The organism is Glaciimonas sp. GG7 (genome assembly GCF_052976905.1).
In genome coordinates this window covers 1-23,433 of the sequence record NZ_JBRIIQ010000063.1, presented here as the reverse complement: position 1 = coordinate 23,433, position 23,433 = coordinate 1, and the positions used below count along the sequence as shown (strand labels likewise).

Annotated in this window: 16 protein-coding genes and 1 pseudogene; 9 read left to right on the top strand and 8 right to left on the bottom strand. The window is 53.0% G+C overall.

Going from position 1 to position 23,433, the window contains the following annotated elements; genetic code table 11:
* Both ACVBEF_RS14440 and ACVBEF_RS14435 read left to right on the top strand, forming a co-directional pair.
* Positions 1-1,163 (top strand): type II toxin-antitoxin system HipA family toxin (locus ACVBEF_RS14440; protein ID WP_447124637.1); only part of this gene is annotated, 1,163 nt, incomplete at its 5' end.
* Between the two features lie 89 nt (positions 1,164-1,252).
* On the top strand, positions 1,253-3,538 hold the full coding sequence (locus ACVBEF_RS14435; protein WP_447124636.1) for a UvrD-helicase domain-containing protein: 2,286 nt from the start codon (positions 1,253-1,255) through the stop codon (positions 3,536-3,538).
* 63 nt (positions 3,539-3,601) lie between these two features.
* Here ACVBEF_RS14435 and ACVBEF_RS14430 read toward each other — a convergent pair whose 3' ends face one another.
* The 5 genes from ACVBEF_RS14430 to ACVBEF_RS14410 all read right to left on the bottom strand — a co-directional run bounded on the left by ACVBEF_RS14430 (position 3,602) and on the right by ACVBEF_RS14410 (position 11,461).
* A complete protein-coding gene (locus ACVBEF_RS14430) occupies positions 3,602-7,867 on the bottom strand; it encodes a putative adhesin (protein ID WP_447124635.1) in 4,266 nt (1,421 codons plus the stop codon).
* A gap of 368 nt (positions 7,868-8,235) precedes the next feature.
* Positions 8,236-9,018, bottom strand: coding sequence for a BPSS1780 family membrane protein (locus ACVBEF_RS14425; protein ID WP_447124634.1), 783 nt, complete (start codon positions 9,016-9,018; stop codon positions 8,236-8,238).
* Between the two features lie 2 nt (positions 9,019-9,020).
* Positions 9,021-9,977: a homoserine kinase gene (locus ACVBEF_RS14420; protein ID WP_447124633.1), complete on the bottom strand. Its 957-nt coding sequence runs from the start codon at positions 9,975-9,977 to the stop codon at positions 9,021-9,023.
* Positions 9,978-10,092: 115 nt separating this feature from the next.
* On the bottom strand, positions 10,093-10,548 hold the full coding sequence (locus ACVBEF_RS14415) for a hypothetical protein (RefSeq protein WP_447124632.1): 456 nt from the start codon (positions 10,546-10,548) through the stop codon (positions 10,093-10,095).
* A 166-nt stretch (positions 10,549-10,714) separates the two neighbouring features.
* On the bottom strand, positions 10,715-11,461 hold the full coding sequence (locus tag ACVBEF_RS14410) for an LOG family protein (protein WP_447124638.1): 747 nt from the start codon (positions 11,459-11,461) through the stop codon (positions 10,715-10,717).
* 6 nt (positions 11,462-11,467) lie between these two features.
* Here ACVBEF_RS14410 and polA point away from each other — a divergent pair, with 6 nt between their 5' ends.
* Entirely contained in the window at positions 11,468-14,254 is a 2,787-nt protein-coding gene (gene polA, locus ACVBEF_RS14405; protein WP_447124631.1) for a DNA polymerase I, read from the top strand.
* 177 nt (positions 14,255-14,431) lie between these two features.
* A complete protein-coding gene (locus tag ACVBEF_RS14400; protein WP_447124630.1) occupies positions 14,432-15,316 on the top strand; it encodes a dienelactone hydrolase family protein in 885 nt (294 codons plus the stop codon).
* 84 nt (positions 15,317-15,400) lie between these two features.
* Here ACVBEF_RS14400 and ACVBEF_RS14395 read toward each other — a convergent pair whose 3' ends face one another.
* Both ACVBEF_RS14395 and ACVBEF_RS14390 read right to left on the bottom strand, forming a co-directional pair.
* Complete coding sequence (locus ACVBEF_RS14395) at positions 15,401-16,267, bottom strand: sulfurtransferase (RefSeq protein ID WP_447124629.1); 867 nt, start codon at positions 16,265-16,267, stop codon at positions 15,401-15,403.
* 151 nt (positions 16,268-16,418) lie between these two features.
* Complete coding sequence (locus ACVBEF_RS14390; protein WP_447124628.1) at positions 16,419-17,519, bottom strand: aromatic ring-hydroxylating oxygenase subunit alpha; 1,101 nt, start codon at positions 17,517-17,519, stop codon at positions 16,419-16,421.
* Between the two features lie 374 nt (positions 17,520-17,893).
* On the opposite strand from ACVBEF_RS14390, the gene ACVBEF_RS14385 reads away from it, so the two are divergent.
* Genes ACVBEF_RS14385 through dxs form a run of 3 tightly spaced genes read left to right on the top strand, consistent with a single transcriptional unit; the run spans position 17,894 to position 20,933 of the window.
* Positions 17,894-18,154: an exodeoxyribonuclease VII small subunit gene (locus ACVBEF_RS14385; RefSeq protein ID WP_447124627.1), complete on the top strand. Its 261-nt coding sequence runs from the start codon at positions 17,894-17,896 to the stop codon at positions 18,152-18,154.
* Positions 18,151-19,059: a polyprenyl synthetase family protein gene (locus ACVBEF_RS14380; RefSeq protein WP_447124626.1), complete on the top strand. Its 909-nt coding sequence runs from the start codon at positions 18,151-18,153 to the stop codon at positions 19,057-19,059. Before ACVBEF_RS14385 ends, ACVBEF_RS14380 begins: the two co-directional genes overlap by 4 nt.
* A 5-nt stretch (positions 19,060-19,064) precedes the next feature.
* Positions 19,065-20,933 carry a 1-deoxy-D-xylulose-5-phosphate synthase gene (gene dxs, locus ACVBEF_RS14375; RefSeq protein ID WP_447124625.1) on the top strand — a complete coding sequence of 623 codons (1,869 nt, stop codon included), beginning with the start codon at positions 19,065-19,067 and terminating at the stop codon, positions 20,931-20,933.
* Positions 20,934-21,001: 68 nt separating this feature from the next.
* Here dxs and ACVBEF_RS14370 read toward each other — a convergent pair whose 3' ends face one another.
* Positions 21,002-21,559 carry a cob(I)yrinic acid a,c-diamide adenosyltransferase gene (locus ACVBEF_RS14370; RefSeq protein WP_447124624.1) on the bottom strand — a complete coding sequence of 186 codons (558 nt, stop codon included), beginning with the start codon at positions 21,557-21,559 and terminating at the stop codon, positions 21,002-21,004.
* Between the two features lie 120 nt (positions 21,560-21,679).
* Between ACVBEF_RS14370 and ACVBEF_RS14365 the strand changes: the two genes are divergently transcribed.
* Both ACVBEF_RS14365 and ACVBEF_RS14360 read left to right on the top strand, forming a co-directional pair.
* On the top strand, positions 21,680-23,089 hold the full coding sequence (locus ACVBEF_RS14365; protein WP_447124623.1) for an FAD-binding oxidoreductase: 1,410 nt from the start codon (positions 21,680-21,682) through the stop codon (positions 23,087-23,089).
* 208 nt (positions 23,090-23,297) lie between these two features.
* Positions 23,298-23,387: pseudogene (locus ACVBEF_RS14360) on the top strand (LysR substrate-binding domain-containing protein); the annotation flags it as partial.
* Positions 23,388-23,433 lie beyond the last annotated feature (46 nt).

The following is a 23,433-nucleotide window of genomic DNA, read 5'->3' as shown; positions in this document are numbered from 1 at the left end:
TGCCGCTCATCGACACCGAGTTCTTGCCGCCAGGCCGTTTGACAGCCGATGCGGCGCGCGCGGTCGGTGCGGTCGACGACGCGCGTCCGGACCGTTGGGGCGAGAAGGTCATCCGCTTCGTGGTCAAGCCCAAGCGCCTTTCTCTGATGGAATATCTCTATTACGCTGGTGATGACCGCTTCGGTGCGCTCGGCGTTTCTACGTCGTCAAGCACCTACAGTGCGCAAGCTGCGAGTCCGCTCCCTCGACTTGAGGATGCGCAACAGCTCAGTGAGGTCGCTTTAAAGATTGAGGCCTCGGAGCCGATTAGCGCGTTGGAGGCGAAGATTATCCGCGCTGGCGGTAGCCTCGGCGGCGCGAAGCCAAAGGCACTTATCGACATCGACGATACGCAGTGGGTCATCAAGTTTTTTAACGGCGAACCGGTCGACACGCCGCTTATCGAGCATGCGACGATGACGCTTGCCAGGCGCGCAGGCATTACCACGGCAGAAACCCGGATCATCCACCTCGCAGGCGCGAACGCTATCGCTATTCGTCGCTTTGATCGCGAGCCGGGTCGGCGCATACATAGTATTTCAGCAGGTACCGCCATCCGCGCAGCCACTGCGTCCGGCGACGAACCCGAAATGGGGTATCCCCAGTTGGCGCGAATTCTCCGCCGTGTCGGCATCACGCAAGACGACACCAATCAGAGCGATGCACGCGAGCTGTTTCGTCGCATGGTCTTCAATATTCTGATCGACAACACCGATGACCATGAGAAGAATCACTCGCTGCTGGTTGTGAACCCGTTCGGAAATGGTCGCCTGAAGCTGGCACCGGCTTACGATGTCCTTCCTACGAACTCAGGGCAAGGATTTCAGGAGTTCATCTGCGGTATCCAGGGCCGCGAATCGACGCTTGAAAACGCGATGTCGCAGTGCGAGGCATTCGGCCTGCTTTCCGCTGAGGCTGCGGCTGAAGTGGTCGCAGTCATTGCGATCGTGAACACCTGGCAGGAGCATTTCGCGCAGATCGGCGTGTCAAAGCCCGACATCGAGAGTCTGGCAGAGCGTATCGACGGCGATGAACTCTTGACCCAGCGCGTCGGCTTCGACCCGGCCCGATTTCAGTACGGGCCGATTAAGCGGAAGCGGGCAAGTCCTTTCCGGCGTGCATAATCCTGGAAAAGCGATTTCCCGCCAACGTCTGTCAATCTCCTCAGATCTTGCACGCTCTCAACGGTATCGGCGCGGCATATAATGGCGGGATGCAAAAACTCCTCCAAAACCTCAATCCAGAACAACTCGCCGCAGTTACCTTGCCGGCCCAACCCGCCTTGATTCTCGCCGGAGCCGGTTCAGGTAAGACTAGCGTGTTAATTACCCGCATTGCGTGGCTGGTGCAAACCGGACAAGTTTCGCCCGCTGGCGTGTTGGCGGTCACATTTACCAATAAGGCGGCCAAAGAGTTGAATGTGCGGCTCTCGGCAATGTTGCCGATCAATACACGCGGTATGTGGATAGGGACGTTTCACGGACTCTGTAATCGTTTGTTGCGTGCGCATTACAAAGATGCCGGTTTGATATCGACCTTTCAGATTCTGGATTCGCAAGACCAATTGTCGGCCATCAAGCGCCTGCTTAAGTCGCTCCATATTGATGATGAAAAATATCCGCCGCGCAATTTGATGTACTTCATCAATGGCGCAAAAGATCAGGGTTTGCGCGCGCACGAGGTCGAGGCCAATGATGATTACAACCGAAAATTTGTCGAGTTATACGCGCTCTACGATCAGCAATGCCAGCGTGAAGGCGTGGTTGATTTTGCTGAATTGTTATTGCGTACGTATGAATTGATGGTCCGCAATCAGCCCTTGCGTGAGCATTATCAAGCCCGCTTTAAACATATTCTGGTCGACGAATTTCAAGACACCAATGATCTGCAATACAAGTGGCTAAAACTGATGGCCGGACCCGGCGGTGCGGTCTTTGCGGTGGGCGATGACGATCAAAGTATTTATGCATTTCGCGGTGCCAATGTCGGCAATATGAGTACATTCCAGCGCGAATTTAAGGTCGAAAATCTGATCAAGCTTGAGCAAAATTATCGCTCGCATGGTCATATTCTCGATACCGCCAATATGCTGATCTCCAACAATAGTAAGCGCCTCGGTAAAGACCTACGCACGGATGCCGGGCATGGTGAGCCGATCCGGATTTACGAATCCACCAGCGATGTGCTGGAAGCGCAGTGGATCGTTGAAGAGGCGAAAAGCCTCATCAACGAGGGCATTACTGAGAGTGAAATTGCGATCCTGTATCGCTCCAACGCCCAATCGCGGGTGATTGAGCATGCGTTGGTTGCCGCCGGTATTCCTTACCGGGTGTATGGCGGTCAACGCTATTTTGAGCGTGCCGAAGTCAAACATGGGATCGCCTATTTGCAACTGATGGACAACCCACACAACGATTCGGCATTTTTGCGGGTGGTGAATTTTCCGACTCGTGGGATTGGTGCGCGTGCGCTGGAACACTTGCAGGATGCGGCAAAACAGCACGATCTGTCGTTGTATGCGGCAGTGCCGTACGTGCCAGGCAAAGCCGGTACTTCGTTGGGCGCATTTCTCAAATTGATCGAGGGTGCCCGGTTCGAGGCGCAGCAATTGCCGTTGCCGGGGATGGTGCAGGTGATGCTCGATATGAGTGGCTTGATTACCTATTATCAGACTGAGAGAGAGGGCGAGGACAAGATCGAGAATCTGGAGCAACTGGTCAATGCGGCGACCCAGTTCGTCTCTGAAGAAGGTTTTGGCGCGGATGCACCGGCGCTGCTGGGTCCTAAGGCTGATGTATTGGCAGCATCGTTGATCACGACCGCCGATGGCGTTGAGATTATCGATGCGGATGCGCAACTGGCGCTGATCATGTCGCCGCTGTCGGCATTTTTGTCGCACGCTTCTTTGGAGGCCGGGGATAATCAGGCCAAGACCGGACAGGATGCCTTGCAATTGATGACGGTTCACTCGTCCAAAGGACTGGAGTTTGAGGCGGTATTTATTACCGGTCTGGAAGAGGGGTTGTTCCCGCACGAAAATTCGCAAAAAGAAGACGCCAGCGTTGAGGAAGAGCGGCGCTTAATGTACGTCGCCATTACCCGTGCCAAAAAGCGTTTATATATGAGTTTTTCACAGACGCGCATGCTGCACGGGCAGACCCGTTACAACCTGCGCTCGCGGTTTTTCGATGAGTTGCCGCCAGAGTCGCTCAAGTGGTTGTCGCCGAAACTCAAACCGCCACAGCAAAATAATTGGTTCGCGCATCCGAAAGCGGCGTGGGTGGATACACCGCAAACCGGGGCCAATAGTATTGCCAACAAATTTGCTAAAAAAGACGTCGGCTGGCGCATCGGTGAAAGCGTCGCGCATCAAAAATTCGGTGAAGGCGTGATTGTCAATATCGAAGGCGATAGCGACGGCGCGCGTGCTCAGATTAACTTTGGCAAGCACGGTATGAAATTACTGGATTTGGGAATTGCTAAGCTCGAAAAGGTCTGATGTTTTTCTGGCGTGCTATCGTAAAAGTTGGTGAGGGCGGCTACATTCCTCACCACCGTTTATTTATGCGCAAGTAGCAATGTCAGCGCTAAGCATTTTTATCCGACGCAATATATCGACTGTCGGGCGCACCAAAATAGTCCCGGTCCGAATGGTTGCGATGACGTAGTTTGTTTTTTGAAATTTCAGAGTGCTCTCAAAAACATCGAGGGGGACCAGCCCCTTTGCCACACCCTCTTCAATAGCCGCACTCTCGTCAACCAGATAGCTATACATCTCGTCATCTCTTTCAAGCGCATGACTTCGGCAATGTGAAAATACGATTTCTTCGTAAGGTTCGCCATCGGCATTTACCAGTTTGCCTTCATTGTGAAGCGTAATGATGTCTTTCATACTCAGTTGGTCGGTTTCGTCGTATCTTGGGTCGAGAATGTTCGGATGCGCCGTCAGAACGTCAGCGCCGACAATGTCAGGCGATTGGGCGGATTTGGCGATGGTATTTTGATCGACTATTATTTGCGTGATCTCCTTTGGCGTCGGATCGTTTTCGAAATAGACGTATTCATAATTACGAATATCATCGCCCGGGACAGGAGCGACATCCGGTGTCCCCGGTGCTCCAATCGGCCTCTCATTTCCTTGTCCTATTTTGTCAAATTGCGTCTGTTCCGGTTGATGTTTGATCCCCTCTTTGATTTTTTTAAATTCATTTGGCGTTGCGATGTTTCCTCGGATATCGACATACGCCTGCCAATTATTTGACTTGATAATATAGCTGAGCGAAGGGTCTTTAAGCGGTAGATCGTGTGGTGCCAACATGCTCACCTTCAAGCCGGAGGGTAATGCAATCATGTTGGTGCTATCCCTGTAAAACCCATGAAAACTAGCGATGAGCCGTTTATTTGCGGCAGTGCTGCCATCCGATGATTTTGCAAAATACTGGATTAACTTGTGATCGATATGACGATAGCCTGCCTGAAGATTGCCTTTTGAAATTAAGACGACAAACAGGCCTTCACCCCTCACAATCGACAGCGCAGTTTCCACTTCTGACAAAAGCAGAATAAGTTCGGGCATTCTTTTCGATCCGTTGAGTTTGCGGTTTGCATACACCATATTTTTCAACCTGTCATGCAGCTTTCCCAGGGACTCCAACTTGAGCGCTGGGGTAAGTGTCTGAAATGCATCGATGGTTGTCAGCTGATCGAACAGTTCCCAATAGTGTTGGTTCCATCTGCTATTTTTTATCTCGCTTGTGTACTTCATTGCAGTATCGATGTCTGCCATTGTGCGTATCCCCAGCGGCCCTACAGCGCGAGCGCCGTCCAGAGGAAACAGGTTATTTAACGCCTTGGCATTGGGCAGATGGCCGATGCGGTGAAGACCCCTCGTATTTTTTAACGTCTCGATGATGTCATCGAATTTTTGGCTGGCGCGTATTCTAAGTTCGGTCGATCCTAGCGCCAGATTTTCAACGGGTATCTCAGGAAGTGGCGACTTGAGCGGGTCAATGACGCTGCTGCCCTTTCCTATTATTTTAGATGGACCAGGTGCGCCGCCGATCATCCCATCAACAGCATGTCCGAGTGTTCTCAGTCGCGCTTCCAATCCATCAACCTGCTCCGTGGTCAGCCCATTGTCGAACAGCCATTGTTTTTGTTGCCTGAGTTGTTGGAGCGCGTCTTGGCTCAGTGTCGCGGTATTCTTTAGTCGAGAAATAACGCGGATCGCGGCGGCAATATCCTTGATGTCAAGCAACGCTCCGATCGGTAGCATAAAGGCCTGTACCAGAATGTCGACGAGCATCTCCCGGACTTCTTCTCGCGTCTCCAACGCATATATCAGCGCCACCTTCAGCGAAATGGCCGTCGTTTCGGCGAGCACTGCGTATGCTGCCAGTGCGACCTTGATCGGAACAGTCGCGGCAATGCCACTGCCCGCGCTCAACGTCATCGCCGTCGCTTCTAATCCAGAGATGAGAAGGTTGAGTTGATGCCGTCGGTCTATCTGGTCGAGGGTCATGCTCTCGGTGCCGATGTCTTTTTCCATCCGCACCAGATAACCGTTCTGTATCACGATCGCCTGGCATTCTGATTTCGTCAGTCCTTCCAGGTTGATGCCGGGGATATAGCGTGTGAATCCCCGCTCTTTCAGTTGGTGTATTTGGGGCATGTCCTTGAAGATCAGCGGCGCTCCCATTTCTTTTTTGTCGCTATTGCCAAATAGCATTCCTGCCTGCTTTTTTAGCCAGTTTATCCGCCCATCAGTTGAGATGATGGAGAGCGGCGTAGGTAAAGCTTGTTTGCTAAGAATGGTAGGTTTCGGGAAGTTCTCCAGACGTGCCGGTTCCAGCCTCTTGCGTGCATTTGCGCTCAGGTGATTCTTGATGAACATCTTGAACTTTGGCGTGTCGGGCATTTCGTTTCTGATCGGATCCCGATAATTTGCCGCCTCCCTTGGTGCGGTGATAAGGGGCAGATCATAAAATGCGGACGTCTCCAGGTCGATCAGCAGATTCCCGCTCAGCTTGCCCGTGACCTCATTGCGATAAGGGACGCTGACAGTTCCCACCAGGAGATGAATGCCATACGGCTTGTCTGCATATTTACGTTGTAGGAAAGCTCTTTGGGGTGGTTGTTCGCTTTTCAATGTTGCAACCAGCGCACGGACCTGCGGGGTGCTGTTGGTGAGAAGGTCGTTCATGACGTGATCAGTTCCGTCATCCATGACATTGATAGGACACGTGAAGCCCACCGTCGCCGTTGGTGCGGCTGACGTAGTGGTGTTGCTCGTATTTGTTATCGCAGCAAGAACATTGAGTAGTCGATAGTTGTAAATCAGTTCCAGCGCTTTTCGTTGCCCGCTCATGGCCGGTTCATCTTTGATGAAGCGATTGAAGTTCTCGGTTAAACCGGTTTTCAGCAGCGCGCCAGCATGTTCCAGCGTGTTGATCAGTGCTGCAGGTTGATTTCCGGGAAACTTTACGTCGAAAAAGAAATGTGAGTCGTCGAGGGTGGCTAAATGCGCGTTCCCCGCGATCCGGGCAACGCTGAATTGGTACTCTTTTTTACTTGCAGAGATCCAATCCCAGCCCAGCGCCATCAGATTAAGTTTCCCCAAATAGAGCGAAAGATGATGTTCCTGAGCGCGAACCTCCACGATATCGGTACTTTTTAGCGTGGATAGTGCTTCGGGATGTTGCGCGTTGTAGTCGTCAATAATCTTATCGACGATAGCGTTCTCCGCGAGCTGGAACATTAGCTCCAGTTTGAGATAAGGGTGGAGTAGTTGCTTTTGGAGAGGAGATGGGGCGACGTGCCTGGTGACGTCTGGAAGCCCCTGCATGCGGATATCAATTCGATTTCTGAGGATGTCAGGATAGTCGACAGGATACTTCCATGAAAATACGCTTTGGTCGTTAAATCGTCCTGTGATGACTTGTCTAAGGGGATATTGCCTTACCACCCCGCGATTAAACGTTACGTTGATAAGGTCGTTGCGGATGTCGGGTCGATGAGGGTGGTCATCCTTTATCCGGTCAAAGAAGGCCGTTAGCGATTCTCGTTGCGCAATTTTCGGGGTGGTTGTAGTGCCACTTTGCATCACCTCAGTCAATGATCGTGAGTTTTGTAGCGGTGCTGTGTCAATACCGGGAAATAAGACGCCTTTGCCGTCGGATTTTACGCGCACGTAACTGGCGGCTGGTTGATGCGTAGCCATATTCATCAAATCTGGCCAGATTCCGGCGCGATACGAAGAGAGTCTGTTACGCTCGGTAAGTACCATCGCTATTGCTGAGGACGCTGGTTTTTTTATGGGATTGACAGACGAGCCTGGCGGCAGGCTGCTCCTGAATGCCGCGAGCGGGATAGGTAGGGGGGGTGCGTGAGGAACGATGGGTGTTCTGAGCACGCGTGTCGTAGCGAGACTGGCTTTCTTATCCCTATTGTCAGTGTTAGTGGTTTGTGCGGTCTTTTCGGCGGATTCTGCATCCGTCCCCGTGTTCGTTGCCGATTCTGTTCTGGTTTGGATCTGCGCTTTAACGGTATTTTTTAGCTCCTCTCCACGCATGGCTTTTGCTAATGCTTCCTGTAGCGTTTGTTTTTGGCTTGTCGCACAACGGCGATTGGCGTTGACGTGATCTTTTTCATTTACGCAATTGACCGCACTCATAAAAGAGAGCGCAAACAGCACCCTGTCCAGGGGCTGACGAAGATTGAAGTTCAGTGAGGGATCAACTTTTCGAAAGGATTGATGTGTTCGATTGGAAAGATATGTCTCTGATTGGCGATGTTTTTGAGGAGGGGCGATGTAATGGCTTAGTCGCATTGAATAGATTGCTCCGGATGCCTGCGTTGAGTGAAAGTACCAGCGACCGCATTACCCGTAAGAAATCATGCAGATCTTGTTTAGGGATCGTGTATGCACTGATTTCGTTCATGAAGATTCATACAAATACATTTAAAAATGCTAAATATGAATAATATTTGATGAATCAGGCATAGATGTGCCTGATGTTGATGCGACTTTTGAATGAACTGGGGCGGCGTTGTTGCAAACGTAACGCTGGTAATCCGAAGAGGCCAGTTGTGGAAGTGTTGGGATGAGTGTGCAGGCGTCAACCAAGGATATGGCCGAAGGATTTGTAGCACCTTACATTCCCTGATGAACTCAGAAAATGTAAGGTATGTTGATATTTACTTGTCGGCTAGTTTATCGGCCACATCAGGTTTGCCAAATACGGTGGTATACGTTGGATAAAACGAGCAGTACATCACCACTGTGAGCACGATCGATAGCGGCAACAGCACCATGAGTGTAATCGATGCACTGCCGACCACCAGCGCGATAATGACGCTGACGATGGCCGGTAATATCACACCGAAAAGCATCCATGCCAGTCCGTAGACCAGAAACGCTTTGGTTTCGCGCTGAACAGCAAAAAAGCTATAAAAAACAGCCTTCATGACCCCCATTTTTTGCCACATAATCAGCGGTGCGGCGTACCAGAATGCCATCGCAAACGGGACATAGACGGCTGCCGAAAACATCATTGCCAGCGTCATGTTGGACTCTTGCGCCGTTTTAGCGTCAAGCGGGATTTGTCCCGTCATCGCTTCCCAGAAGACACCGCCATCAATGAGTGCCGAAGCAGCGACGGCGATAATGGCTGCCAGCAGATACAAACAACCAAGTAACAATAACTGTTTCAGCGCGGGTGAGCGAAATCCTGTCAGCAATACGTTTGGGTAGACGCGTTTGTCGTTTTCGATCTGGACGCAGGCTTGCATGAACGCCATCGAAAATACCGGGATCAGAACCAGCGGCAGCAGCTGACCCAGCACCGGGATGATCCCGACGGCAAGCATGATGAACATGTAGGCGAGGAATAGGGTGGAGATTTCGGCAGGCTGTCGTCGAAACAGCGCAAAGCCGCTTTTGACCCAAATCCAGCCGGTTTTTGCAGGCAATTTTTCCATTATCAGAACAGGGCCGGAGCCGGGTGAGCGATGCGTAATCTTAAAATCCGTTCAAAATGCGTCGGATCATGGGGCGTGAGCATTTCTGCTGTGCGAGGTAAATAAAAATCATACAGTCGGGATAGCCAGAAGCGCAATGCAGCAGCGCGCAACATGGGTTGCCAGGCGGATTGTTCATCGATGCTAAAGGGTTGCACGGCACGGTAACCTTCCAGCATTGCCGTGACCCGGGCGAGGTCAAGCTCACCGCTATCGACATCGATACACCAGTCATTGACGGTGACGGCGAGGTCGAACAGCCAGGTATCGCATCCGGCAAAATAGAAATCGAAAAATCCCGATAGCCGGTCGCCATCAAACATCACATTGTTGCGAAAAAGGTCAGCATGCACCGGGCCGCTTGGTAAGTTCTTATACGTCTGAGAGGCGGCAAAGGTTTCCTGAAACTGCATTTCGGCGTCTAGCAATTGCCGGGTTTCTTCAGGTAAAAACGGCAAGACGCGTGGTGTCGTCTCACGCCACCATGAAAGGCCGCGCAAATTCGGTTGAACGATAGCGAAATCTTGCGCCGCCAGATGCATCTTTGCCAGCATCGCCCCGACTTCATGGCAATGCGCCGGGCCGGGCGACATTTGAGATTCGCCATCGAGCTTGCTGACGATCGCCGCAGGTTTGCCATGCAGCGCATTGAGTATTGCCCCTTCCCGATTCGCAATCGGAGCGGGCACTGCTACGCCGCGCTGGGCCAGATGGCGCATCAGTTCAAGGTAAAACGGTAATTGTTCGAAGGTTAATTGTTCAAAGATCGTCAGTACGTATTCGCCGGCTTCGGTATAGATGAAGAAATTACTGTTTTCGATACCGGACGAAATGCCTTTGATCGCCGTTGCTTTGCCTAAAGGAAATTGGGGAAGCCAGTTGTTGAGGTCGTCGAGACTGACTGGGGTAAATACTGCCATGAGGAACGTTCAAAAAATGAGAGTCGGAGTCGCGTCGAAATGACCTGCTATGTGTGCCGATGCGGAGCAAAGACCGGGGATCTTTGCTCCGCATCGGTATTATAAAGTGCCGTGTTTATTGCACTGGAGTGGGCGGCGCAGGCGCTGTTTTATTATCAACGGCCTGTCCTTGCCCGGGGGCTGCAGGCTTTTCTTTCTTTTGGCCCCAATCGAATTCTTTGATGACCCATTGCGCACCGTTTGCCGGGGCACTTGGCGTGTCGCCGGGCATAGAAGTACCGACTTGCCGGGGTTTGATGTGATAAGTGCTGCCACCGCTTTGCACTTGAACGTCAGTAACGACGCCTTGCTGGCGCTGTTGGGTGATGGCGTCTTCTTTTCGGATATTGTTGTTTTGGATGGTAATAGCGGGTTTTTCGCCGACTTCCAGATTTTCAAGTTCTGGTGGCGGCGGTGCAAGCGTTGCCGGGTTTGGGGTATTTGCCGGTTGTTGTGCATGCACAAGTGGCGCTGTTATCGCGCTCATCGCCATGCAGAAGGTCGCGATTTGCCAGACTTTGAGGTTATTCATGGTTTTTGGATGCCGTAGTTGTGCGGTGGTTAGCTGGGAAAACTCAGCGTAATACAATTACGCATTGTAACAAACCGACTGCGGAGTCAGGGCGCAAGATTTTAGCCTTGGGTCCTGACGCCTATTTATTTACAACACTCATTCCATCGATGAATCTATCGGTGAATTACAGCAATGCGCCAGTATCGGTATGGCGCTCGGCCGAGTCGGCCAGCGATGTTTCGCCCTTGTCATAAAAATCGAAGACTGCGTCCACAATTGCCGCAGGGTCATCAATGACCTGAATCAGATCCAGATCTTTTTCCGCGATCATGCCGGTTGTGACCAATTGAGTACGGAACCAACTGAGCAGACCGGCCCAAAATTCACTGCCAACGAGAATAATCGGGATATGTCGACATTTACCGGTCTGGATCAGCGTCAGCACTTCTGTGAGTTCATCCATCGTGCCGAAGCCGCCTGGCAAGACAATATAAGCATCCGCATGGCGTACGAACGCAACTTTACGTGCAAAAAAGTGGCGAAAACTCAACGAGATATCCTGCCATTTATTGTTGCTTTGTTCGTGCGGCAATTCAATATTGAGGCCGACGGAGGGCGATTTACCTTCAAACGCGCCACGGTTGGCCGCCTCCATCAAGCCCGGTCCGCCACCGGAGATGACGGCAAAGCCCGCGTCTGAAAAACGTCGGGCGATATCTGAACACAGTGCGTAATACGGATTGTCTTCTTTAATCCGCGCCGAGCCGAAGATCGAGATCGCCGGATGCAACTCTGAGAGGCGCTCCGTTGACTCAATAAACTCTGCCATAATCGTGAACATATGCCACGATTCGCGCGCCTTCTTGGAAGTAGCGCGTTCGATGTCTGTCACTTGCCGCAACCGCGGCACATTTTTTCCGTTCGATTCCATATCCATATGCAAAAAACCCTGCTGTTAGTTGATGGTTCCAGTTATCTTTATCGGGCTTTTCATGCCTTGCCCGACATGCGTAATGCCGCCAACGAGCCAACCGGCGCGTTGTACGGCATCTTAAATATGCTGCGCCGTCTACGACTTGACTACCCTGCAGCTTACATTGCCTGCGTGTTCGACGCAAAAGGGAAAACTTTCCGTGACGATATGTACACGGAGTACAAAGCAACCCGCGCTTCCATGCCTGAGGACTTAGTGAAACAGATTACGCCAATTCACGCCGCTGTGCGTGCGATGGGCTGGCCGATTTTGATGGTGGAGGGCGTTGAGGCCGACGATGTCATCGGTACGCTCACCGTGCAGGCGGTGGCGCACGGGATGACGGCGGTGGTCTCGACCGGCGACAAAGATTTGGCGCAGTTGGTCAATCAAAGCGTGACATTAATTAATACAATGAGTAACGAAAAGCTCGACCCGCCCGGTGTCGTCGCCAAGTTCGGTGTGCCACCGGATCGCATCGTTGATTATCTGACCTTGATCGGCGACACCGTCGATAACATTCCCGGCGTCTCCAAAGTCGGCCCGAAAACAGCGGTCAAATGGCTGGCGCAATACGACACGGTCGATAACGTCATCGCCAATGCGGCCAGTATCGGCGGCGCGGTCGGCGAAAATTTACGTCAGGCCATCGACTGGCTGCCACAGGCCAAGGCATTAGTCACGGTCAAGACCGATTGCGATCTCAGCGCGCACATGGGGGATTTCCCTGCGTCGTTGAGCGTGGGGGCGCAAGATAATGCCGTGTTAATCGACCTCTACACTCGCTACAATTTCAAGACCTGGTTGCGGGAGTTGAATAGCATGAGCGGGACCGCATCAGCCAATCCGGAGGCACCGAAAACGGCTGAAAAAGTCGGCATTATCGAAACGGTTGCCGCCACCGTGGAAAGTCCGGGCCAGAGCAGTTTGTTTCCCGATGTCGCAACAAACTACGAAACAGTCACGACCGAGCAGCAACTCGATCACTGGCTGGCGCTGATTGACGCCGCGCAAATGACCTCCATCGATACCGAAACCACGACAAGCGATCCATTGACCACGCAGCTGGTCGGCATTTCGCTCAGTTGTGCTACCGGTGTCGCCGCCTATATTCCTGTCGCACATCGCTCACAGGATCAAGAGCAACAGCAGTTATCCCGAGAGTTTGTGCTGGCGAAAATGCAGTCGTGGCTGGAAAATCCAGGCAAGCCAAAACTAGGCCGAAATTTAAAATCAATTAGTCATATCTTTGCCAACCACGGCGTGACTTTGTGCGGCATCGTGCACGACATCATGCTCGAATCCTACGTATTCGAATCGCACCGACCGCACGATATAGACAGCATGGCGTTACGTCATCTGGGCCATAAAACGATCACGCTGCAGGAAGTCTGTGGCAAGGGCGCTGCACAAATTTGTTTCGATGCCGTCGAGATTGCGCGTGCTACCGAATATGCGGCAGAAGAGGCCGATGTCACTCTGCGCCTGCATCAAACGATGTGGCCGCATATTGAAACAGACGACAAGCTACGCTTTATTTACGAAAAAATTGAAGTCCCGACCGCCGTTGTGTTGCAAAAAATCGAGCGTAACGGCGTCTTGATCGATGCCGGTTTATTAGGGACGCAATCGCATGAATTAGGCAAGCGCATGCTCGATATCGAACAGCAAGCCTACGTATTGGCAGGGCAGCCGTTTAATTTGAATTCGCCTAAGCAACTCGGTGAAATTTTCTTCGAAAAACTCCAACTGCCGATTATCAAAAAGACCCCCTCCGGCGCACCGTCGACCGACGAGGAAGTATTGCAAAAACTGGCCGAAGATTATCCGCTGCCGAAGATTTTGCTCGACTATCGCAGTCTGGCGAAACTGAAATCGACCTACACCGACAAATTGCCGAAAATGGTCAATCAGACCACCGGGCGCGTACATACCAATTATGCGCAGGCAGTCGCCGTCACCGGGCGCTTGTCTTCTACCGAACCGAATTTGCAAAACATTCCGATCCGTACCGCAGAAGGTCGCCGCATTCGTGAAGCGTTCATCGCGCCAGAGAATTGCGTGATCGTCTCTGCCGATTATTCGCAAATTGAGCTGCGCATCATGGCCCATATTTCGGGCGACGAAAACATGCTGCGTGCGTTTGCCGACGGCATCGATATTCACCGGGCCACCGCTGCTGAAATTTTTGGCACGGCGGCGCAAGATGTCAGCAGCGAGCAACGGCGCTATGCCAAGGTCATTAACTTCGGCTTGATCTACGGCATGAGCGCCTTCGGTCTGGCCGGTAATCTGGGTATAGAACGGGCTGCGGCGCAGATGTATATCGAGAAATATTTCATGCGGTTTTCTGGCGTGAAATTGTTCATGGATGACACGCGCTTACGCGCCAAGTCGCAAGGCTATGTCGAGACGGTATTTGGCCGACGCTTGTGGCTGCCGGAAATCAACTCCCCCAACGGCCCGCGCCGTCAGGGAGCAGAGCGCGCCGCCATTAATGCGCCGATGCAAGGCACGGCGGCAGACTTGATTAAATTGTCGATGATTGCGGTCCAGGATTGGCTCGAAGCGCAGCAACTGAAATCCAAAATGATTATGCAGGTGCACGATGAATTGGTGCTGGAAGTACCCATGGATGAGCTGGACCTGGTGCGTGAAAAGCTACCGCAATTGATGGCCAGTGTAGCGGCGTTACGCGTGCCGTTGATTGCGGAAGTCGGGGTCGGTAAGAATTGGGATGAGGCACATTAAATTGCGATAAAGCTTATTTTAGGACTTACGCAAAACCGCCCCAGCGGCGTTATCCCTCCTAGCCTTACAGTTGTAATGTCTTCGTCGGTCTGCCTTGCTGGGACGGTTTTGCGTAAGTCCTATTATTCTTGCGTTTGACGGTCAATCCGATTGTTAGCGCTTTTGAGGAGAATCTGAATGCCGAACTTGAAAAATGATTTCGATAGCCTGGTAGCAAAAACTAGCTTATCCGACGATGTTGATCGCAGAACCTTCATCAAGGCCGCCCTGGGAACCGGTTTTGCGGCGGCGGTGATGCCGGTGTGCGCTCAGACGGTCATCAAGACCGACACCGTCGGGCTCACCGCCGGGCCGATTGAGATACAAATGAACGGTTTGACTGTGCCAGTCTATCGGGCCCAGCCGCAAGGCAAGTCCAATTTACCAGTTGTGCTGGTGATCTCAGAAATTTTTGGTGTGCATGAGCATATCGCCGACATTGCACGCCGTTTTGCCAAGCTCGGCTATTTGGCGATTGCGCCTGATCTGTTTGTACGTCAGGGAAATCCAGCCGCCTTCGCCTCTGTCGCAGAACTGATCAAAGAAGTCGTCTCTAAAGTGCCGGACGATCAGGTGATTGGCGACCTTGATGCTTGTGTGGCATGGGCCAAAGACAATGGCGGCAACATCGATAAGTTAGGCATTACCGGCTTTTGCTGGGGCGGTCGGATTACGTGGCTGTATTGCGCACACAATCCAAAAATCAAAGCGGGTGCTGCCTGGTACGGACGTCTCGTCGGCGACAAAAGCGCTCTCAATCCACAGCAGCCGATTGATATTGCAGCGTCGTTGAAAGTACCGGTTCTGGGTTTGTATGGTGCCAAGGATGATGGTATTTCGCAGGAAAGCATCGGGCAAATGAAGGTCGAGTTAGCTAAAGGCAGCAGTAAATCGACCTTCGTGGTGTATCCGAATTCAGGCCATGCATTTAATGCGGACTATCGGCCGAGTTATGTCGAGGCAGATGCAAAGGATGGCTGGAAGCGGACCTTGGCGTGGTTTAAGGAGCATGGCGTTAATTGATCCTCATTGATCGAAGCCAGTAACTTGAAATAGTACGCGGACCGGCTAGTTGAGCGGTCCGCGTTGCATTTTAAAGATGCCTGTTTATGCGCCGGTAGCAACCGGACGACTCGGCTCGGCACACCATTCGCTCCACGATCCCGGGTACAGCGCCGCGCCATGCAGACCGGCGATTTCTAATGCCAGCAAGTTATGGCAAGCGGTCACGCCGGAGCCGCATTGCATCACCGCAGTGTGGGCTGCGCTGATGATGTCGTTGAATTCTTCATGCAATTGATGACCGGGTTTGAAGCGGCCGTCGGCTTGCAGATTGTCTTTGAAGAAACGATTTTTTGCGCCCGGAATATGGCCGCCGATCGGGTCGATGGTTTCGTTTTCTCCCCGGAACCGATCTGGTGCACGGGCATCGACCAAGATGCGCTCCGGGTTGGTCAGGTTGTTGACAACGTTATGCACATCAACGCTGGCAACTAATGTTGGTTTAACGCTGATATTGCCCATCGTGACGGTTGGTGTATCGGTCGATAGTGTTTGACCCTCCGCTTGCCAGGCAGCTAAGCCGCCATCCAACACCGCAACCGATGCGTGGCCAACCGAGCGCAGTAGCCACCATAGCCGCGCCGCAAACATCCCGCCATGCGCATCGTAAGCAATGACTTGCGTGTCGTCGTTAATCCCCCAACTCCGCAACGTAGCGATCAGGGCATCTTGCTCAGGTAACGGATGACGACCTTTGAAAGTGCCATCGGCAGCTTGTTTGGCCCCCGATAAATCACGATCCAGATGGGCAAAACGTGCTTGTGGGATATGTCCGGCGTTGTAAGCGGCAAGACCGGCATCAGGCGCGGCCAGATCATGGCGGCAATCGACGATGATCCAGTTTGTTTCCTGCATATTGTGCAGAAAATTGGCGGCTGAAATTAAGGTGGTGTAGGGATGTTTGTTGGGCATGGCGATCTCCTCATTTTGAATAGTTTGTGCTGGCGCTGCCAAGAGGCAAAAGGCGTGTTTTGATTATAGAGCGCTTCTGACAAACATAGAAATGGGGAGGGGCGACGTAGCGGAATGCTACGTCAGATTCAATGAGCAGATCAGGGGAGTTTTATAACGCAATCTTGCTGCGATACCACTCATGGAAGTGTTGCATGCCATCTTCCATCGGCGATTGATAGGGGCCGACTTCGCTAGTCCCCCGGTCCATCAAAATCCGACGACCAGCATCCATGCGCAGGGCGATTTCATCGTCTTCGACGCAGGTTTCCATGTAGGCGGCGCGTTCGGCTTCGACCATCTCACGCTCGAACAAGGCAATTTCTTCGGGGTAATAAAACTCAACAATATTTGTCGTTTTTTGCGGACCGCGTGGCCACAAAGTCGATACCACCAAAACGTGCGGATACCACTCGACCATGATGTTTGGATACAGTGTGAGCCAGATGGCACCAAATTTGGGCGGCTGCCCGTTGTTGAATTTGAGCACCTGTTCTTGCCATTTTTTATACGCTGGCGATCCGGACTTGGCCAGACCATGATTGACGCCCACCGTCTGGACACTGTAATCCTTGCTGAACTCCCATTTCAGGTCGTCGCAGCTAACGAAGCTGCCCAGGCCCGGATGAAACGGTTCAACGTGATAATCCTCCAGATACACCTCAATAAAGGTCTTCCAGTTGTAATCACACTCGTGGACTTCGACATGGTCGAACAAATAGTTGCTGAAATCGAGGTCTTTGGAAACGCCAAGATTATGTAGCTTTTCACCGACATTGAAGCCGTTTTGCTCAAACAGTAAACCGTTCCAGTTTTGCAAGGGGGTTTGGGACAGATTCATGCACGGGGTTTCGCCGAAATGCGGCGCGCCGATCAATTCACCCTTGAGGTCATAAGTCCAGCGATGCAGCGGACAGACGATATTGCGCGCGTTGCCGTGGCCGTCCAGCATTTTGGCTTGACGGTGACGACAGACGTTGGAAACCAGCGCGATCCCCTCAGGATTGCGCACTAGCATGCGGCCTTCATTTTCGGATGCCAGCGTGGCGTAATCGCCGACCTCAGGCACCATTAATGCATGACCCACGTAATGCGGGCCATGTTGAAATAGCTGCTCAATTTCGTGTTTTAACAGTGTTTCGTCAAAATAGACGTTCACCGGGAGCTGCGCCTGAGACGGGGCCAGCTTGGCCAAAATAGCCAGATCGGACATTCTTGTCCCCCAAATTAATCTGCACCAACCTAAGAGAGGTAAAATCCGCAAAAATCTGTGCATAAATGGCAACAAACAGAAATTCCGGACATAACCCGCGATTATGCCATAGCCGGACATAAATTTTTCTGCTTAACTGTAAATGAGCAGATAATCCTCCAGAAATTCAACGGGTTACAACTGTTTGCACTAAAATAGACGGCTACACTCGTATTACCCTTTTAAGCGGATGTCCAGTCGGTCGGACCTCCGCTTTTGCTCACCTGCAATCCGTCGTTTATGACCCCCTTGATCCCTTTGCGCCTCAATGGACCAATGCGGATGAACGGTGATTGAATGGGTAACATCATTTTGAACAGGTTTTAACGATAAATATGGCAAAGAATGCACTTTCTGCCAGCCATCCCGCCTCATTTGAACAGGCAATGGCTGAATTGGCGCAACTGGTAGCGCAAATGGAGGCCGGCGAATTGCCGTTGGAGGCATCCGTTGCCGCTTATAAACGCGGCTCGGAACTGGTCAAATTTTGTGCCGTGCAGCTCGACAAGGTCGACAGTCAGGTCAAAGTCCTCGAAGGCGATATGTTGAAGCCCTTTGCGACCGCACAGGATCAATCCGACGGAACTGAAGAATGACGGCAGTCGACTCTCCCCCAGAATTCGGCCTCTGGATGCGCCAGATTCAATCCGCCATGGAAACCACCTTAGCCACATTTTTGCCCACGATCAGCGCCGTTCCGACGCGGTTGCATGAGGCCATGCACTACGCTGTGCTCGATGGTGGCAAACGGGTGCGGCCTCTGCTGGTGTTTGCGGCCGGTGAATTATTTGATGCGCCCGATGCCATACTGCAACGCGCCGCCGCAGCCGTTGAAATGATTCATGCCTATTCGCTAGTCCATGACGATATGCCCTGCATGGACGACGATGCATTGCGGCGCGGCAAGCCAACCGTACATGTGAAATTTGATGAGGCGACCGCACTCTTAGTTGGCGACGCCTTGCAATCGCAGGCGTTTGAGGTGTTGTCGGCAGCCACTGATGATGTCGATCCTCCGCGCCAGATCGCCATGTTGCGCTTGCTGGCACAGGCCTCCGGTTCTGCCGGCATGTGCGGCGGTCAGGCGATTGATCTCGATAGTGTTGGCCTGCATTTATCGTTGGATGCGCTCGAATTAATGCATAGCCTGAAAACAGGCGCATTATTACGGGTTTCAGTCCTATTAGGGGCAATCTGCGGCAAAACCTTGTCGCTGACTGAAACCCACGCGTTGGAAACCTACAGCGCAGCAATCGGCTTAGCGTTTCAGGTGGTGGATGACATCCTCGACGCCACTGCAGATTCGGCCACGTTAGGCAAGACAGCGGGCAAAGATGCCGCCGATAATAAGCCGACCTATGTATCGATTCTGGGTTTGCCCGAATCGCAAGCATTGGCGGAAAAATTGCGCAATGACGCTCACGCAGCGGTTGCGCTCTTCGGAGATAAGGCGCAGCGTCTGCGTCAATTGGCAGATTTGATAGTGCAGCGGAAAGCTTAAGGCTCATGAATTTACTCAATAAAATAAACAGTCCGGCCGACTTGCGCCTGCTCACGCGTGCGCAACTCAAACCGTTAGCGGACGAACTACGCACATTCGTGATCGAATCGGTCTCGCAAACCGGCGGTCATTTATCGTCCAATCTGGGCACGGTCGAACTGACCATCGCCCTGCATTACGTCTTTAATACCCCGGAAGACCGCGTCGTCTGGGACGTCGGACATCAAACCTACCCGCACAAAATCCTCACCGGCAGGCGCGACCAGATGAAAACCCTGCGCCAGTTCGAAGGCATTTCAGGGTTTCCCCGCCGTGACGAAAGCGAGTACGACACCTTCGGCACCGCCCACTCATCGACCTCGATTTCAGCCGCACTCGGCATGGCGCTAGCCGCCAAAACCAAAGGCGAAGATCGGCACGCGATTGCCGTCATTGGTGACGGCGCGATGACCGCCGGTATGGTGTTTGAGGCGATGAACAACGCCGGGGTCTACGACGATATCAATTTGCTGGTCATTCTCAATGACAACGACATGTCGATCTCGCCGCCAGTCGGTGCGCTCAATCGGTATCTGGCGCGCCTGATGTCCGGCCAGTTTTACGCCAAAGCCAAGAATGTCGGCAAATCCATGTTGCCAGGCCCGATGTTGCAACTGGCCAAGCGCTTTGAAGAGCACGCCAAGGGCATGATCGTCCCGGCCACCATGTTTGAAGAGCTGGGCTTTAACTACATCGGCCCGATCGATGGTCATGATCTGGAATCCCTGATCCCGACCATGCAAAACCTCAAGCACCTCAAAGGTCCACAGTTTCTGCACGTCGTGACCAAAAAAGGGCAGGGCTACAAGTTGGCCGAGGCGGACCCGGTGCTGTATCACGGTCCGGGTAAATTCAATCCCGCCGAAGGCATCAAACCAGCCACCTCCGGCAAAATGACCTACACCCAGGTCTTTGGCGACTGGTTATGCGACATGGCCGCGCAGGATGAAAAGCTGATCGGCATCACGCCCGCAATGGGCGGCGGCTCAGGACTGGTCGAGTTTGAGCAGCGCTTTCCCAAGCGTTACTACGACGTCGGCATCGCCGAGCAGCACGCCGTCACGTTTGCCGCCGGTCTCGCCTGCGAAGGGTTGAAGCCGGTCGTGGCGATTTATTCCACCTTTTTACAGCGCGGTTACGATCAGTTAATCCACGACGTGGCATTACAAAATCTGGACGTCACCTTCGCGCTCGATCGTGCCGGATTAGTCGGTGCCGATGGTGCAACCCACGCCGGAAACTACGATATCGCCTTTATGCGTTGTATCCCGAATATGGTCGTCATGGCCGCCTCGGATGAAAACGAATGCCGCCAGATGCTGACCACCGCCTACCACTACAAAGGACCGGCCGCTGTGCGCTATCCGCGCGGGGCAGGCGTCGGCGCGGTCATCGACAAAGCCCTGACCACGCTGCCGTGGGGCAAAGGCGAAGTCCGTCGTCAGGGCAAAAGCATTGCGATTCTGGCTTTCGGCACGATGCTCGCGCCAAGTCTGGGTGCTGGCGACGTATTGGACGCCACCGTCGCCAATATGCGCTTCATCAAGCCATTGGATGTTGAGTTGTTGCTGGCGTTAGCCAACAGCCACGATGCCTTAGTCACCGTCGAAGAAGGCGCAATCATGGGCGGCGCAGGCGCTGCCGTGGCCGAAGCACTGGCCGCCGCCGGATGCGTCAAGTCGCTCTTGATCTTAGGCTTACCAGACCGCTTTATCGATCATGGCGACGCCACGCAATTGTTGGCGATGTGCGGCTTGAATGCGGAAGGAATTGCAGCGAGTATTCGTCAGCGGTTTGGTAAAGATGTCATGCATTTGGTAGCGGCGTCGAACTAGCCCGCCGTAGTTGATAAAAAGCCCCGAAGCGACGTCAGAGTCGTTTCGGGGCTTTTTTTTATAGCCGTCTACACATCCGAACGCCGCACATTTTTCCACAGCACATCGCTGCCGCCATCCAGACGATTCAACACCCGCGACACAACGAACAACAAATCCGATAACCGATTCACATATTGCCGCACCGGCACATTCACCGTTTCTGTCTTGCCCAGCGCAATCATGCTACGTTCTGCGCGGCGACACACCGTGCGACAGACGTGCGCCAATGCCGCCGTGCGAGCGCCGCCCGGCAAAATGAATTCCCGTAACGGTGGCAAATCCGTATTGTATTTTTCCAGCAACGTATCGAGCCGCGTGACCTGCGCATCCTTGATCAGCACATAACCCGGTATGCACAATTCACCCCCGAGATCGAACAAGTCATGCTGAATCGTCAGCAAATCGTCGCGCAAAGCCGCCGGTAAAACCTCGCACAATAAAACCCCAAGATGAGAGTTCAGCTCGTCCACATCGCCAATGGCGTGGATGCGCAGGCTGTCTTTTTCGGTACGGCTGCCGTCGCCAAGGCCGGTGCTACCGTTGTCGCCAGTACGTGTGGCTATTTTTGAGAGTCGGTTGCCCATGATTATTCAGTGCTCATAAGTGGTAATGGAAGGGCATCACTTTACACCTTCAAACGATTGCGCAACAAATCCACGGCAATTGTCAGCGAAGAGTAAAATCCAAGCAAACGGAGACATCATATGAATCATATAGTTAACATGGCCGCCCTAAAAAAGCCGCTCCCCGAAGCCCTGCTGGCGGACCTCAAGACCTTATTCGGAGATCGCCTCTCCACCACGCAAGCTATGCGCGAGCATCACGGCAGCGACGAATCGTCGTATGACCCGATGCTGCCCGACGCGGTAGTCTTTGCCGAGTCCACCGAAGAAGTCGCCGCCACCGTCAAGCTCTGTCACACGCATCACATCCCCGTCATTCCCTACGGCACCGGCACCTCGCTCGAAGGCCACGTACTGGCGCTGCAAGGCGGGATTACGATTGACCTGTCGCGCATGAATCACTTGCTGGCGATCCACGCCGAAGACATGACGGCAACCGTACAAGCCGGTGTTACGCGCAAGCAAATTAATCACGAAATTAAAGATAGCGGGCTATTTTTCCCCATCGATCCGGGTGCAGATGCATCGCTAGGCGGTATGGCGGCAACCCGCGCCTCAGGCACCAACGCCGTGCGCTACGGCACGATGCGCGAGAACACCTTAGCGCTCACCGTAGTCACTTCCGATGGCCGGATCATCAAAACCGGCACCCGTGCCAAAAAATCCTCCGCAGGTTACGACTTGACGCGCATCTTTGTCGGCAGCGAAGGCACGCTGGGCATCATTACCGAAGTCACCGTGCGCCTGTATCCGCAGCCCGAGGCGATTTCTGCCGCCGTCTGCTCCTTCGAGACGATCGGCGACGCCGTCAACGCCGTCATTCAAATCATCCAGCTAGGCGTACCGATTGCCCGAGTCGAATTTCTCGACGAAAACAGCGTCAAAGCCATCAACGCCAATGCCAAATTGGGTTTGCCGGAAAAACCGTTATTACTGTTTGAATTCCACGGCAGCGACAACGGCGTCAAAGAACAAGCCGAAGTCGTGCAAGCCGTGGTCGACGAGCATCACGCCACCGGTTTCGAATGGGCGACCAAGCCAGAAGATCGCACCCGTCTGTGGGCCGCACGTCACAACGCCTACTTCTCGCTGCTACAAATGCGCCCCGGCGCACGCGTCATCACAACAGATTGCTGCGTACCGATTTCACGTCTGGCCGAGTCCATGCTGGCGACCAAAGCCGATTGCGATCAACACGGCGTTGTCTACGCCATCCTCGGCCACGTCGGCGACGGGAATTTTCATGTGCTGATGTTAGTCGATGCCGACAATCCGGAAGAAATTGCCTGTGCCGAAGGTATCAATCATCGCATGGTGGAGCTCGCCATTGCGATGGACGGCACCTGCACCGGCGAGCATGGCGTCGGCCTGCATAAAATGGATTTTCTGATCGAAGAACATGGCGAAGGTGCGATTGAAAGTATGCGTGCATTGAAGCATGCGTTTGATCCGAAAAATATTATGAATCCCGGCAAAATCATCCGTTGGTAATGGAGGGTAAATGATGTGTAAGCTTGTGAGTACTACTAAGTCCGTTCGGACTGAGTAGGCACGCAGTGCCGTATCGAAGAGTCGCCGACGCATGCGTATACTTCGATACGCCCTGTGGGCTACTCAGTACGAACGGAATTTTTAAATGCAAATGTCAACAGGTCTTAGCCGTAAATAAGCAACACGCACAATGCTAAACAAATCCTCCATCGCCACCCGCTTACCGCCAGTCCATGCGCTTTCCGCATTTGAAGCCGCCGCCCGGCACAACTCGTTTGCGCTCGCCGCCGAATCGATTCGTGCTCGATGAACCGGGCGCTTAGAGAAGCTATCACCGACTGCCC

Excerpts from the sequence above, each read along its gene's own strand:
- ACVBEF_RS14435 (WP_447124636.1), top strand. The coding sequence starts at position 1,253 with ATGCAAAAACTCCTCCAAAACCTCAATCCAGAACAACTCGCCGCAGTT.
- ACVBEF_RS14430 (WP_447124635.1), bottom strand. The coding sequence starts at position 7,867 with ATGCGACTAAGCCATTACATCGCCCCTCCTCAAAAACATCGCCAATCA.
- ACVBEF_RS14425 (WP_447124634.1), bottom strand. The coding sequence starts at position 9,018 with ATGGAAAAATTGCCTGCAAAAACCGGCTGGATTTGGGTCAAAAGCGGC.
- ACVBEF_RS14420 (WP_447124633.1), bottom strand. The coding sequence starts at position 9,977 with ATGGCAGTATTTACCCCAGTCAGTCTCGACGACCTCAACAACTGGCTT.
- ACVBEF_RS14415 (WP_447124632.1), bottom strand. The coding sequence starts at position 10,548 with ATGAATAACCTCAAAGTCTGGCAAATCGCGACCTTCTGCATGGCGATG.
- ACVBEF_RS14410 (WP_447124638.1), bottom strand. The coding sequence starts at position 11,461 with ATGGAATCGAACGGAAAAAATGTGCCGCGGTTGCGGCAAGTGACAGAC.
- polA (WP_447124631.1), top strand. The coding sequence starts at position 11,468 with ATGCAAAAAACCCTGCTGTTAGTTGATGGTTCCAGTTATCTTTATCGG.
- ACVBEF_RS14400 (WP_447124630.1), top strand. The coding sequence starts at position 14,432 with ATGCCGAACTTGAAAAATGATTTCGATAGCCTGGTAGCAAAAACTAGC.
- ACVBEF_RS14395 (WP_447124629.1), bottom strand. The coding sequence starts at position 16,267 with ATGCCCAACAAACATCCCTACACCACCTTAATTTCAGCCGCCAATTTT.
- ACVBEF_RS14390 (WP_447124628.1), bottom strand. The coding sequence starts at position 17,519 with ATGTCCGATCTGGCTATTTTGGCCAAGCTGGCCCCGTCTCAGGCGCAG.
- ACVBEF_RS14385 (WP_447124627.1), top strand. The coding sequence starts at position 17,894 with ATGGCAAAGAATGCACTTTCTGCCAGCCATCCCGCCTCATTTGAACAG.
- ACVBEF_RS14380 (WP_447124626.1), top strand. The coding sequence starts at position 18,151 with ATGACGGCAGTCGACTCTCCCCCAGAATTCGGCCTCTGGATGCGCCAG.
- dxs (WP_447124625.1), top strand. The coding sequence starts at position 19,065 with ATGAATTTACTCAATAAAATAAACAGTCCGGCCGACTTGCGCCTGCTC.
- ACVBEF_RS14370 (WP_447124624.1), bottom strand. The coding sequence starts at position 21,559 with ATGGGCAACCGACTCTCAAAAATAGCCACACGTACTGGCGACAACGGT.
- ACVBEF_RS14365 (WP_447124623.1), top strand. The coding sequence starts at position 21,680 with ATGAATCATATAGTTAACATGGCCGCCCTAAAAAAGCCGCTCCCCGAA.